13 protein-coding genes are annotated in these 12,070 nt (G+C 70.7%); 4 read left to right on the top strand and 9 right to left on the bottom strand.

Going from position 1 to position 12,070, the window contains the following annotated elements; translation table 11 throughout:
• Nucleotides 1–25: 25 nt before the first annotated feature.
• The 3 genes from AC27LF_RS07585 to AC27LF_RS07575 are packed head-to-tail and all read right to left on the bottom strand — an operon-like array spanning nucleotide 26 to nucleotide 2,690.
• Nucleotides 26–970, bottom strand: coding sequence for a type II secretion system F family protein (locus AC27LF_RS07585; RefSeq protein ID WP_479656787.1), 945 nt, complete (start codon nucleotides 968–970; stop codon nucleotides 26–28).
• A 10-nt stretch (nucleotides 971–980) separates the two neighbouring features.
• Complete coding sequence (locus AC27LF_RS07580) at nucleotides 981–2,318, bottom strand: TadA family conjugal transfer-associated ATPase (RefSeq protein ID WP_479656786.1); 1,338 nt, start codon at nucleotides 2,316–2,318, stop codon at nucleotides 981–983.
• Between the two features lie 18 nt (nucleotides 2,319–2,336).
• On the bottom strand, nucleotides 2,337–2,690 hold the full coding sequence (locus tag AC27LF_RS07575) for a TadE/TadG family type IV pilus assembly protein (protein WP_479656785.1): 354 nt from the start codon (nucleotides 2,688–2,690) through the stop codon (nucleotides 2,337–2,339).
• Between AC27LF_RS07575 and AC27LF_RS07570 the strand changes: the two genes are divergently transcribed.
• Nucleotides 2,658–2,855, top strand: coding sequence for a hypothetical protein (locus AC27LF_RS07570; RefSeq protein WP_479656812.1), 198 nt, complete (start codon nucleotides 2,658–2,660; stop codon nucleotides 2,853–2,855). The genes AC27LF_RS07575 and AC27LF_RS07570 overlap by 33 nt on opposite strands.
• A 55-nt stretch (nucleotides 2,856–2,910) precedes the next feature.
• On the opposite strand, the gene AC27LF_RS07565 is transcribed toward AC27LF_RS07570, so the two are convergent.
• The 3 genes from AC27LF_RS07565 to cpaB are packed head-to-tail and all read right to left on the bottom strand — an operon-like array spanning nucleotide 2,911 to nucleotide 5,252.
• A complete protein-coding gene (locus AC27LF_RS07565; protein WP_479656784.1) occupies nucleotides 2,911–3,288 on the bottom strand; it encodes a TadE/TadG family type IV pilus assembly protein in 378 nt (125 codons plus the stop codon).
• Between the two features lie 5 nt (nucleotides 3,289–3,293).
• Nucleotides 3,294–4,538 carry a CpaE/TadZ family protein gene (locus tag AC27LF_RS07560; RefSeq protein ID WP_479656783.1) on the bottom strand — a complete coding sequence of 415 codons (1,245 nt, stop codon included), beginning with the start codon at nucleotides 4,536–4,538 and terminating at the stop codon, nucleotides 3,294–3,296.
• A gap of 12 nt (nucleotides 4,539–4,550) precedes the next feature.
• Nucleotides 4,551–5,252, bottom strand: coding sequence for a Flp pilus assembly protein CpaB (gene cpaB / locus AC27LF_RS07555; RefSeq protein ID WP_479656782.1), 702 nt, complete (start codon nucleotides 5,250–5,252; stop codon nucleotides 4,551–4,553).
• A 152-nt stretch (nucleotides 5,253–5,404) separates the two neighbouring features.
• On the opposite strand from cpaB, the gene AC27LF_RS07550 reads away from it, so the two are divergent.
• Entirely contained in the window at nucleotides 5,405–6,601 is a 1,197-nt protein-coding gene (locus tag AC27LF_RS07550) for an RNA-guided endonuclease InsQ/TnpB family protein (protein ID WP_479656781.1), read from the top strand.
• A 101-nt stretch (nucleotides 6,602–6,702) separates the two neighbouring features.
• On the opposite strand, the gene AC27LF_RS07545 is transcribed toward AC27LF_RS07550, so the two are convergent.
• Nucleotides 6,703–7,530 carry a hypothetical protein gene (locus tag AC27LF_RS07545; protein WP_479656808.1) on the bottom strand — a complete coding sequence of 276 codons (828 nt, stop codon included), beginning with the start codon at nucleotides 7,528–7,530 and terminating at the stop codon, nucleotides 6,703–6,705.
• Nucleotides 7,531–7,886: 356 nt separating this feature from the next.
• Here AC27LF_RS07545 and AC27LF_RS07540 point away from each other — a divergent pair, with 356 nt between their 5' ends.
• Nucleotides 7,887–9,581, top strand: coding sequence for a chitinase (locus tag AC27LF_RS07540; protein WP_479656780.1), 1,695 nt, complete (start codon nucleotides 7,887–7,889; stop codon nucleotides 9,579–9,581).
• Nucleotides 9,582–9,666: 85 nt separating this feature from the next.
• Nucleotides 9,667–9,801: a hypothetical protein gene (locus AC27LF_RS07535; RefSeq protein ID WP_479656779.1), complete on the top strand. Its 135-nt coding sequence runs from the start codon at nucleotides 9,667–9,669 to the stop codon at nucleotides 9,799–9,801.
• Nucleotides 9,802–9,983: 182 nt separating this feature from the next.
• On the opposite strand, the gene AC27LF_RS07530 is transcribed toward AC27LF_RS07535, so the two are convergent.
• Together AC27LF_RS07530 and AC27LF_RS07525 are read right to left on the bottom strand one after the other, a co-directional pair.
• Entirely contained in the window at nucleotides 9,984–10,556 is a 573-nt protein-coding gene (locus AC27LF_RS07530; protein WP_479656778.1) for a GNAT family N-acetyltransferase, read from the bottom strand.
• 10 nt (nucleotides 10,557–10,566) lie between these two features.
• Nucleotides 10,567–11,877 carry an NsdA family TPR-like regulatory protein gene (locus AC27LF_RS07525; protein WP_479656777.1) on the bottom strand — a complete coding sequence of 437 codons (1,311 nt, stop codon included), beginning with the start codon at nucleotides 11,875–11,877 and terminating at the stop codon, nucleotides 10,567–10,569.
• Between the last annotated feature and the right edge of the window lie 193 nt (nucleotides 11,878–12,070).

The following is a 12,070-nucleotide window of genomic DNA, read 5'->3' as shown; positions in this document are numbered from 1 at the left end:
CCTTCTTCTCCGTGCGGCCCGGCGGTCAGACGTCGATACGGCTCATACGGCGGATGAGCACGAATCCGACCGCGTACATCGCGAACGCGACGACCACGCTGGCCTGGCCGATCGGCGAGCCGGTCATCCGGTCGAGGGCGCCGTCCTTGACGCCGTTCATGAGGAACAGCGCGCCCACGCCGAGCGCGGGGACGGCGTACGACGTCATGGTCACCTGGGAGAGCTGGGTGCGGATCTCGCGCCGGGTCTCCTTGCGCTCCTCCAGGGTCTCGGTGAGGTTGCGCAGCGCGCTGACCACCTGGCCGCCCGCGCGGTTCGACAGCACGAGGGTGGTGACCAGCACGACCAGTTCGCGCGAGGGCAGCCGCTCGGCGAGTTCGCCGAGGGCGTCGTCCATCGAGTGGCCGATCGCCAACTGGTCGGAGACCTTGGCCAGTTCCTCGCCCGCGGGGGCCTCAAGCTCCTCCGCGGCCAGGCCGAGCGCGGTGCGCAGGGCGAGGCCGGCCTGGGTGGCGTTGGCCAGGATGCGGGCGAGTTCCGGGAGTTGGTTGATGAAGCGTTCGATGCGCTTCTGCCGCTGCCAGTTGAGGAACAGCAGGGCCGCCCACACGCCGGCCAGCCCGACGAGCGGGCCGAAGAAGGGGGCGAGAACGGCCTGGCCGATCAGCCACAGGGCGGCGACCACGGCGAGCATGGTCGCGAAGAACTCGCCGGGTGTGACGTCCAGGCCGGTCGCCAGGAGACGCAGCTCCAGCTTCCGGCCGAGCCGGGTGCGGCGCAGCCGTCGGTCGAGGGTGCGGAAGCGGCGCCTGCGGCCGGCGGCCGGGACCTGGCCGGTGTGGCTGAGGCGTTCGACGAGGGCGGCGCGCTGGGCCCGGCCGGACGCGTAGGTGTGCACACCGACGACGGCCAGGACGCAGGTCAGCAGGGTGACGCCGGTGGTGAGCGTGACGAGCGTGGACAGTTCCATGGGTGCCTACCTACCTGGCCTCTCGGGTGGCGAGCTGGTCCGCGCTCTGCGCGACGCCGAAGGCCGGCGGCAGGGGCTGGCCCGCCATGTAGAGGCGGTCGGCGGTGCGGCGCGGGAGGGGGAAGTACTGGAAGGTGCCGTGGACGCGGCCGTCGGGGGTCATGGGCCGGGCGTCGAAGCGGGCCACGGTGGCCAGCCGGTACGGCTCGCCGCCGTGGCTGTCGAGCAGGGCGATCTCGGTGATGCGGCGGGCGCCGTCGGCGAACCGGGTGAGCTGGACGAGGACGTCGACGGCGCTGTTGATCTGGTCGTGCAGGGCTACGAAGGGGACCTGGACGTCGGACATGGAGGCGAGGGTCTGCAGCCGGGTGAGGGCGTCCTCGGCGCTGTTCGCGTGCACGGTCGCCAGGGAGCCGTCGTGGCCCGTGGACATCGCCTGGAGCATGTCCAGGGACTCGCCGCCGCGGACCTCGCCGACCACGATGCGGTCGGGGCGCATACGGAGCGAGTTGCGCACCAGGTCGCGGATGGTGACCTGGCCCTTGCCCTCGACGTTCGGCGGGCGGGACTCCAGGCGGACGACATGGGTCTGCTGGAGCTGGAGTTCGGCCGAGTCCTCGATGGTGATGATCCGCTCGTGCGCCGGGATGAGTCCGGACAGGGCGTTGAGCAGGGTCGTCTTGCCGGTGCCGGTGGCCCCGGAGACGATGATGTTGAACTTCGCCTGCACCAGGCCCGCGAGCAGGAACACCATGTGCTCGTCCAGGGAGCCGAAGCCGATCAGCTCCTGGAGGGTGAAGGAACGCGGGAAACGGCGGATGGTGAGGATGGGGCCGGTCAGGGACAGCGGCGGGATGATGACGTTGACCCGCTCGCCGGACGGCAGCCGGGCGTCGACCATCGGATTGGACTCGTCCACCCGGCGGTTGACGGTCGAGACGATCCGCTCGATCGTCTGCATCAGCTGGTCGGCGGAGACGAAGCGCAGCGGCAACTGCTCGACCCGGCCGCCGCGTTCCACGAAGATCGCGTCCGGGCCGTTCACCATGATCTCGGTGATGGACGGGTCCTCCAGCAGGGGTTCCAGGATGCCGAGGCCCAGCGCCTCGTCCACGACCCGCCGGATCAGCTGGGAGCGTTCGGCCGTCGACAGGACCGGGCCCTCGCGGCTGATGATGTGGCCGAGCACCCGCTCAAGGCGGGCCCGGCGCTCGGCAGCGGCGAGGGAACTCATCTCCGCGAGGTCGATCTCCTCCAGGAGCTTGGCCCGGTAGGTGGCGACCAGGTGGCCGTCCTCGCCCCGGCTGCCGTGCTCCTCGGGGGAGTTGATGCGTGCCCGCAGGCTCATGGCTGGGCTGCTCCTCGTTCAGTGGTCGAGCGGCATGGTGGCGGACTTGCGGGCGTCCCCGAAGTTCCAGCCGAGGAGGACCGAGGGGATGTGGACGGTGGCGGTGACCTCGACCGCGTCGCCCAGCTCCGCGGTGGCGCACTGTGTGTCGTCGGCGAGCCAGTCGCTGACCGCGCCCGCGCAGGCCTGGCCGGCGTCCTGCCGCAACGAGGCGGCCCGCGCCCCCGCGCGCGCCGCGGTCCCCGCCTGCTGCGCGGCGTACGCGACGAGGCCGAGCTGAATGCCCGCGAGGGCGACGAGCAGCAGGACCGGGATGAAACCCAAGTACTCGATGGCCACTTGCCCCCGATCCCGCGACGGGACACGGAGCACACGAACGTCCCGAAGACGGGCCCGAAGACCCCCGCACCGGCGAACGCCCAGCGCACCGTCCGCACGTCGCGCGCGCAGCTCGCGAAGCCGGGCGGCGACATGGCCGAGACCGACACGGAGGCGGGCGCGGAGGCGGGCTGGGCGGCGGGCGCCCGGAGGGGCTGACTCGGGGTGGGGGCCGGTGTCGCCGCTCAGGTCGCGGCCGGCGAAGTCGCGCATGTCAGTGTTTCGCCTCCTCCACCGCGCCCGCGTGGCCGTGCACGGTGACCGGGAAGGCGATGGTCCCCGGGAAGAGGACCGGCACCTTCAGGGACACGTCGGCGGTCACATAGCCGCTCCCCCCGCACGTCACCGTGGCATCCCCCTTCCACGCCTGCGACAGATGCCCGAGTCCCGCCTGCTCGCAGGCGGCCTGCCGCTCGCCCGGCGCCGCGGCCGTCCCGGCCCGTACCGCCTCGTCGGCAGCGTTCCCCGCGAGCGTGTAGGTGTACCCCACGAGGACGCACTGCCACATCAGCACCAGGGTCAGCAGGATCAGCGGGGTCATCCCGAGGAGTTCGATGCTGACCTGTCCCCGGTCGCGTGCCGGCCGGTCCATGGCGTTCACTCCTTCCGGCGCCGGAAGCTCACCGCGCCCCGGTCGCCGCGCGGCCGGCCGCGGTGCGGCGGTGCGGCGGGCGCGCCGGCCAGGCCGAGTTCACCGGCGAGCGCCCACAGGGCCTGTTTCACCGCGCTGCGGCTGTCGAGTTCGTGGACGCGTCCGGCGTCCACGACGCCCTGGAGTTCCTTGAAGCCCGCGGGCACCGTCGTACGGGCCAGCGCGGTGCCGGTGACGCGCTGGATGAGCTGCGGCTGGATCTCCGTACTCCTGGTGTGCCGGTTGACGACGACGGTGGTCTCCTCCGCCTTGCGGATCTGCAGCCGGTCCCACATGCGCACGGTCCGCTTGGCGGCCCGTACGGCGACGACGTCGGGGGTGGTCAGCAGCAGCGCCGTCCCGGCCATCTCCACGGCGGTCGCGCCGGCGCCGCTGAGCTGGGCGCCGCAGTCCACCACGACCACCTCGTAGCGGGAGCGCAGGGCGCCGATGATCTGCCGGGCGGCCCGGTCGGTGACCTCTTCGCCGCGTTCGCCCTCGCCGGGGGCGAGCAGCAGGGCGAGGCCGGTGTCGTGGCGGAAGACGGCGTCGGCGAGGACCCGCGGGGAGATGTCGGTGATGGCGGCCAGGTCGGCGACGGAGCGGCGGAACTGGATGTCCAGGTAGGAGGCGATGTCGCCGGTCTGCAGATCGAGGTCGACCAGGGCGGTGGACCGGCCGGACGCCTGGGCGGCGAGGGCGAGTTGGACGGCGGCGAAGGTGGCGCCGACGCCGCCCTTGGCGCCGCTGACGGTGACGACGGTGCCGCCGACGCCGCCGAACACATCGGCGCCGTGGCCGAGATGGCGGCGTACGCCCTGGGACCACTGGGCCACCGCGTGCACCCGGCTGGCCAGTTCGTCGTAGCTGAGCGGGAGGGTGACCAGACCGCGGGCGCCGGAGTCCATGGCGGCGGAGAACAGGCCGGGTCCGGCGTCGGTGGTGACGAGGATGACGCCGGCCGCGGGGTGGCGCAGGGCGATCTCGCGGACGAGTTCGAGGGCGGGTACGGGTCCGATGCGTTCGTGGACGACGACGACCTCGGGCAGTTCGTCGACGGACTCGGCGGCGAGCCGGGCGAGGGTGTCGACGAGTTGGGTGGAGTCGCCGACCGGGGGGAGCGGTTCGGCGTCCGGGAGTTGGCTGAGCAGGGTGATGAGGGAGCGTACGGCGTCCGGGTCACCGACGGCCGGGAGGATTCTGGTGGGCATGCGGGCCGCCTCTCACTTGTCCGTCGCGAGTTCGTAGGTGCGGTCCTTGTCCGGCACGGTGGTCTCGCTGCCGGGTGCCACCAGGGCGAGCCGGACCCGCTGGGCGAACGACTCGGCGTAGGTGATGCGCTGTGCGTCGATGGTGGACAGCGCGAAGGTGATCGGGACGGCGTCGGTGGGCTGCTGGTTCTTGTTGTCGGGCTCCAGGGAGGTCAGCTTGCCGACGTCGAGGACCCGGGCATTGGTCACGATGATCTTGGACTGGTCGGGGTCGGCCTGCTGCTTGCCCTCGAAGGTGGCGTAGACGTTGACCCGGGAGCCGGGGGTGATCTTGCCGGCCACGCCGGTGGCCGCGTCGATCATGATGGCGACCTCCTGCTCCCCCGGCCGCAGGGCGGGCTGGTCGACGATCATGTCGGTCTGCAGCAGGGAGCCCTCGCGCAGGGTGGTCACGGCGATCTTGCCGCGGATCTGCCGCAGATCGGTGACGGCGTTGGCCGACAGCCAGCGCTCGGGCATCCGGATCTTCGCGAACTGGCCGGTGGTCAGCGGCGTGTAGGGCGCCACGTTCGACTTGAGCCGGTACGCGGTGACCTCGGGGCCGACCTTGGACTTCACGTCGTCGATCACGGAGAGCACGCCGGCGAACGCGCCGAGGGCGCAGAGGACCGACAGGACCAGGAGTATCACGCCGCGGCGCTGACGGGAGTTCATCAGGTTCCTCCGTGGATGCCCCTGCCTTCAGGCAGGGGAGGAAACGGACTCCTGTGGAGCAGGGCAAGGAGCGGGGTTTCGCCGACAGGGCGAAAGACCGCGCTCTGCCCCGCAGTTTTGATCTTTACGAGCGATATCGCTAGTTTGTGAGCGTGCCCACGACGCATGTGAAGCGGGCGTTCAAGTACCGCTTCTATCCCACGGACGGGCAGGCGGCCGAGCTGTCGCGCACGTTCGGCTGCGTGCGGAAGGTCTACAACATGGCGCTCGCCGCCCGTACGCAGGCGTGGGCGCGGCAGGAGCGGGTGAACTACAACGCCACGTCGGCGATGCTGACGGCGTGGAAGAAGACTGAGGAGCTTGCGTTCCTCAACGATGTCTCCTCGGTTCCGCTCCAGCAGTGTCTGCGGCACTTGCAGACGGCGTTCACCAACTTCTTCGGCAAGCGGGCGAAGTACCCGCGCTTCAAGTCGCGGAAGAAGTCGCGGAAGTCCGCCGAGTACACCACCAGCGGGTTCCGCTTCCGCGACGGCAGGCTGACGCTCGCGAAGATGCATGAACCGCTGGACATCGTCTGGTCGCGCCCGCTTCCCCGGGGGGCGAAGCCGTCCATGGTGACCGTGTCGCAGGATGCGGCCGGACGCTGGTTCGTCTCGATGCTGTGCGAGGACCCGTCCGTGAGACCGCTCCCCGCCGTGAACGCGGCAGTCGGTGTCGACGTGGGCCTTGACCACCTCCTGACGCTCTCGACCGGGGAGAAGATCACCAATCCCCGGCATGAGCGCAAGGACCGTGCCCGCCTCGCCAGGGCCCAGCGGGCACTGGCGAAGAAGGCCAAGGGGGACGGGGCCAACCGTCGCAAGGCGCGGCGGAAGGTCGCCAAGGTCTATGCCCGGATCGCCGACCGTCGGCGTGACGGGCTGCACAAGCTGACTACTCGTCTCGTTCGTGAGAACCAAACGATCGTGATCGAGGACCTGACTGTCCGGAACATGGTCAAGAACCGGTCCCTGGCCCGCGCCATCTCGGATGCGGCATGGTCGGAGTTCCGGAGCATGCTGGAGTACAAGGCAGCCTGGTACGGGCGGGAAGTGATCGCGGTCGACCGCTTCTTCCCCTCTTCCAAGCTGTGCTCCGTCTGCGGCACCTTGCAGGACAAGATGCCGCTGCACGTGCGCACCTGGACGTGCGACTGCGGCACAACCCATGACAGGGACGTGAACGCCGCAAGTAACTTGCTGGCCGCCGGACGGGCGGTGTCGGCCTGCGGAGCTGGTGTAAGACCTCAACGGAATTCTCCGGGCGGGCAGTCGGCGATGAAACAGGAAGTCTCACGGCGCGAGCCGTAAGAACCCCTCCCTTCAGGGAGGGGACCGTCAAGAACCGTGCAACCTCATTGGGAGTCGGTCGTGCGCAGTCGATGGGTGAGCGGTGTCGCGGGGCCGGACGGTCAGCCGGGCGTCCGTTGTTCGAGGGCCCGTGGGGCGGGTGGTTCATGGCCGGGCGGGGTGGCGGAGCAGAAGACGCAGCGGTCGCCGATCACGTCGACGCCGCACCAGTGACAGGTGCTCTGCCGCACCGAGGTGACCAGTTGGTAGAGGACGGAGAGGTCGGCGAGATAGCCGCAGAACTCCACGATCCGGCCCGTCCCCCACCAGTGCGCGGACTCGGCCGGCAGCGGGGCCTCGCGCAGCCCGTGCGCGCCCCAGGACGTGGCGAGCGTGCCGACCCACTCGGACTGCAGCTGTCCCTTGGCGACCAGCATCCAGGTGCTGAACTCGGGTCCTGGCAGGGTCGCTTCGGGGCCGACGCGCACGAGCCGCGGCTGCGGGTGGGCGACCACCGCGAACTGGCTGCCCGGCACCCAGGACTTGGCGTGCGCCTTCAGTCCCACGGGTATCCGGTCGAGCCTGGCGACCGAGCCGAGGACCGCGCCGGCGTGGATGTAGTGGGTGAGCAGCCGGCCCGCGGAAGCGAGCACGCCGGGGCTGAGGTCGCAGGAGGCGAGCTGGCGCAACTGGCGGGCCAGGACGGCGATTCCGAGGGGCGGCAGAGCCGGCCGGAACAGGGCGATCCGGTCGCTCTCCAGGAGCGAGCGGAGGGTGTGCAGCCGCTGGGTCACCGCCGCGGGGGCGGCCTGCGAGCCGACGACGATGAGATGCCCGTGCTGCTCGACGAGCCCGTTCAGCTCGGCGAGGGCGTGGTCGAGCGGCCGCTTGTCGAGGTCGTGCAGCACGACGGCGGGCATGGTCCGTTCGTCCTGCGCGGACAGCGCCATGTCGGCGCTGGTCACGGCGATGGCAGTGGGCACGCGCAGCTCCCCGCTCTTCACATCCGGTGGCCCACCGGGGTGACTCCGGTGCGCCGGGACGACTTCACTGCGTGACTACGTGAGCACTGTATCCACGGCTCTGTGACCGGAGAACACCGTTTGTGCGGCCGGACGGGATCTGTCTTCACACAACTCGCTTCAAACCGGGACAGGTTGAACTTCCCGCGCACACGGGATTTTGGTCTGGACCTCTTGACACCGGGATTGGTCTGGACCAACTTGGAGGCTGGCGGTGGCCACCGTCCTCTCCCCCTCCCCGCCCACTCCCCCACCCGGAGGCCCCAGTGGACCGCGCACCAGGCATGCCCGGACGCACCAGACGACGGATACGGACCTGGTCCGTGACCGCCGCGCTCGCCCTGTCCGCGGCGGGACTCGCCGCCGCACCCGCAGCCGCGGCGGACGTCAACAACGTCAAGAACGCCGGTTTCGAGTCCGGCCTGAGCAACTGGACCTGCTCCGCGGGCAGCGGTACGACCGTCTCCTCGCCGGTGCACTCGGGCACCGCCGCGCTGAAGGCGACGCCGGCCGGGCAGGACAACGCCCGCTGCACCCAGACCGTGGCGGTACGGCCCAACTCGACGTACACGCTGAGCGCGTGGGTGCAGGGCGGCTACACCTACCTGGGTGTGACGGGCACCGGCACCACCGACGTGTCCACCTGGACGCCCGACTCGGCCTCCTGGAAGCAGCTGACGACGACGTTCACGACGGGTTCCAGCACCACGTCCGTCGCGGTCTACACGCACGGCTGGTACGGCCAGGCCGCGTACGTCGCGGACGACGTGTCCGTCTACGGACCGGACGGCGGGGGCGGCGGCGACCCGGCCCCGACCGTGCCGGGCGCCCCGAGCGGCCTCACCGTCTCCGGGACGACGTCCTCCTCCGTCTCCCTGTCCTGGGGCGCGGTGTCCGGCGCGACGGGCTACTCCGTCTACCGCAACGGCACGAAGGTCACGGCGGTGACCGGTACGTCGGCGACGGTGACCGGCCTCGCCGCCGCCACCTCGTACTCCTTCCAGGTGACGGCGACGAACTCGGCGGGCGAGTCACCGAAGTCGGCCGCGGTCACGGCCACCACCGCCACGAGCAACGGCGGAGGCGGCGGCACGGTGCCCCGGCACGCGGTGACCGGCTACTGGCAGAACTTCAACAACGGGGCGACGGTCCAGAAGGTCTCCGACGTGCCGTCGGCGTACGACATCATCGCGGTGGCCTTCGCGGACGCGACGTCGACGCCGGGCGCGGTCACCTTCAACCTGGACTCGGCCGGTCTCGGCGGCTACACCGTCGACCAGTTCAAGGCGGACATCAAGGCGAAGCAGGCCGCCGGGAAGAAGGTCATCGTCTCGGTCGGCGGCGAGCGGGGCACCGTGTCGGTGAGCGACTCGGCGTCCGCGGCGAACTTCGCCGACTCCGTGTACTCGCTGATGCGGACGTACGGATTCGACGGCGTCGACATCGACCTGGAGAACGGGCTGAACGCGACCTATATGACGCAGGCGCTGCGCTCGCTGTCGGCGAAGGCGGGCTCCTCGCTGGTGCTGACGATGGCCCCGCAGACCATCGACATGCAGTCCACGTCGAACGGATACTTCCAGACGGCGCTGAACGTGAAGGACATCCTCACGGTCGTCAACATGCAGTACTACAACAGCGGTTCGATGCTCGGCTGTGACGGCAAGGTGTACAGCCAGGGCTCGGTGGACTTCCTCACCGCGCTGGCCTGCATCCAGCTCGAAGGCGGTCTCGCTCCGTCGCAGGTCGGCCTGGGCCTGCCGGCGTCGACCCGCGCGGCGGGCGGCGGCTATGTCTCCCCGACGGTGGTCAACAACGCCCTGGACTGCCTGACGAAGGGCACGGGCTGCGGCTCGTTCAAGCCGTCGAAGACCTACCCCGACCTGCGGGGCGCGATGACCTGGTCGACCAACTGGGACGCGACCTCGGGCAACGCCTGGTCGAACACGGTGGGGCCCCACGTACACGCACTGCCGTAACACCGCGAACCCCCGGGGGGCGGCGGCTTCGGCCACCGCCCCCTTCCACGTCGCCCCTCCGAGCGCCCGGACGGTCGTGGGCCGGATGACCGCGGACGCCGCCGCGTCGCACACCGGGAGCACCCGGTTCGACGGGGCGGCGCAGTACGGCATCACGCCGTGGTGCCGATCGTGCGTCGACAACTGCCACGAGGGCCCTGACCAGGCATCCAGCGTCTAGCAGGGCCCCGCCCCAGAGGCGGGAAACCGCCCGGGACGAGGAGATGAGATCCCGGGCTGACCGCTACGGCCGCCGTCCTCGTCGGCCCGCTCGGCTACGTCACGTTGTGCGCGGCCCGGCCGTTCGCCCCGTGCCGTCGCTGACCACGGCCGCTCTGGGCTGCCCCGGCCTATGCCCCTTCGTCAGTCCACGTCCTCGACACGGAGAAGCAGCAGATCGAAGGCCGGACCGTCGGGTGTGTTCCTGTACTCGCCCGCACACCCGTAGCCGAGCCGCGCGTAGAGGTCCTGACCGCGCTGGTTGGACGGCAGTGCGAGCAGTGAGGACCACTTCGGATCGATGGCCTGGAGCAGCGCGGTGTGCAGCCGTGTGCCGATGCCCTGGGACTGCCACGGCGGGCGCACGGCCAGTTCGCACAGCCCCATCAGGCGCTCCGTGCGGGCGCCCTCGGGTACCTGGTCGACCAGGCCGGGGCCGAACCAGTAGTCGGCAGAGCAAGGGAAGGCGTAGCCGAAGCCCACGGGAGTGCCACCCGCGTAGGCGACGACAAGGCTGAAGCCGGAGTGCTTCAGGTGGCCTTCGACCTGGCGGCGCAAGGCGGGCGCGGACAGGCCGAGTGCCTCCGCGCTCGGGTTGTCGACGAGTTCGGGATGGGCGTCGGCCCAGATGTCGGCGAGCACGTCGAGCATCGGCGGCACCTTGCCGGGCCCGTAGGTGCGGATCACCACGTTGGTACGCGTGCTCGGGGTGGTCACCGTCTCCTCCTCAGCTGACACCGGTCAAGGTGCGGTACTCCTCCAGGCAGTCAGCAACCGCCGGGACGGCGGCGTGCCGCTGAAGCGCGCTCTCGACGTTGTGCAGTTGCTTCACCAGCCGGTCCGAACGCACCTCGGGAAGGTAGGCCAGGACGCGCCCGGCGGCCTCTGCCGCGGCTTCCGGCTCGGGCCGTTCCCTCACCGCATGCTGAATCGCGATGTCCGCGGTGTACAGGGCGCGGTTGCGGGCGAAGGCGTCGCCGTGAAGCAACACGGCCTGCTCGGCTCCGGCTGCGGCCCGTTCGTGCTGGTCGAGATCGGCCCGCGCGAGAGCTTCAAGTCCGGCCAGTTCGGCGGGCGTGTAGAACTCCAGCCAAGCGGGGTCAGCGTCGCTCGGCCCCTTGGAGTAGAGGCGGTGGGCGCGCACGATCGCCTGATCCGTGCCGCTGGCATCGCCGAGCAGGGCCCAGCCGCCGGCCTCCCGCATCGCCATGAGGGAGAGCATCCGCGCCGAGCCGTACGACTTCACCACCGTCTGCGCGCCCTGAGCTGCGGAGATCGCCTCGCGGGGACGGCCCGATGCCTTGGCCAGCAGAGAGAGGCAGCCGAAGGCGTGCCCTTCCAGGGCCGAGTCGTCGGCGATCCGGGCGGCGGCCAGCGCCTCGTTGTAGAGGCTGCGGGCGTCGGCGGGGCGGCCGGAGTCGTACGACAACCACCCGGCCGCGATCGACAGATGACCGGTCGCCGACCGCAGCCGCCTGCCGGTCCGCTCGGTGTACGTCCCCTCTTGGAGCCACTGGTAGGCGGTGTGCAGCGCCTCGGAGGCATCGCGGCGCAGAGCGGCGGAGCCGTGGTCGTGGTCGTGTGCGTAGATCTGGCTGACGGCTCGGTCGACGGCCCGCACATCGCCGACCCCGATCCGGCCTGGCGGGTTCTCCCTGGCGGCCCCGAACGGGATGAGCGACAGGGCAGCGCCCGCACCGTCCACCACGAAGGCACGGCGGTCCACGCCTCCCTCCTGTTCCGGCACGTCCGCCACGGATGCCGACGCGACCGGCCGCGCCGGGCTGCTGAGGCGGAACCCCAACTCACCCATGGTGCGCCCTGTCAGCCGAGTGAGGACACGCCGGTACACAGCGCGCGGAAGGTGAACGTCCCCGTCCTCCCATGCCGCCACCAGGCGCGGCGTGCAAGCGACTGTCTCGCCCATCTCGTCACCGGTCGTCACGATGAGCTTCGCGAACTCCTGGCGGGACATCTGGAACTCGTTCTCGCGCACCGCGCGTAACACGGTGTTGGGGATCGTGCGGCGGTCAGCCATACCGGCTCCGAGCAGCATCCGATGTGACGGGACGGGTATGGGGGACCGTACCGCTCCCGCCTTGTTCGTGCCCCGGCGTCGGCAGGGATCATGCCACCAACGTCCCGTTCTTTCATCGCTCTTACATCGCTCCGGCGTCGCAGCCGCCCCCACGACGCTGCTTGCGTGGACGGTGACGAGACGACTCACCAGC

This window comes from Streptomyces diversicolor (genome assembly GCF_057537855.1).
Note: the sequence above shows the minus strand (reverse complement) of the source record. Positions and strands in the feature narration are given on the sequence as shown.

What these genes read in the sequence shown, in the direction of transcription:
- AC27LF_RS07565 (WP_479656784.1), bottom strand. Translation starts at nt 3,288, where the DNA reads ATGGACCGGCCGGCACGCGACCGGGGACAGGTCAGCATCGAACTCCTC.
- AC27LF_RS07525 (WP_479656777.1), bottom strand. Translation starts at nt 11,877, where the DNA reads ATGGCTGACCGCCGCACGATCCCCAACACCGTGTTACGCGCGGTGCGC.
- AC27LF_RS07545 (WP_479656808.1), bottom strand. Translation starts at nt 7,530, where the DNA reads ATGGCGCTGTCCGCGCAGGACGAACGGACCATGCCCGCCGTCGTGCTG.
- AC27LF_RS07540 (WP_479656780.1), top strand. Translation starts at nt 7,887, where the DNA reads ATGCCCGGACGCACCAGACGACGGATACGGACCTGGTCCGTGACCGCC.
- AC27LF_RS07560 (WP_479656783.1), bottom strand. Translation starts at nt 4,538, where the DNA reads ATGCCCACCAGAATCCTCCCGGCCGTCGGTGACCCGGACGCCGTACGC.
- cpaB (WP_479656782.1), bottom strand. Translation starts at nt 5,252, where the DNA reads ATGAACTCCCGTCAGCGCCGCGGCGTGATACTCCTGGTCCTGTCGGTC.
- AC27LF_RS07580 (WP_479656786.1), bottom strand. Translation starts at nt 2,318, where the DNA reads ATGAGCCTGCGGGCACGCATCAACTCCCCCGAGGAGCACGGCAGCCGG.
- AC27LF_RS07585 (WP_479656787.1), bottom strand. Translation starts at nt 970, where the DNA reads ATGGAACTGTCCACGCTCGTCACGCTCACCACCGGCGTCACCCTGCTG.
- AC27LF_RS07535 (WP_479656779.1), top strand. Translation starts at nt 9,667, where the DNA reads ATGACCGCGGACGCCGCCGCGTCGCACACCGGGAGCACCCGGTTCGAC.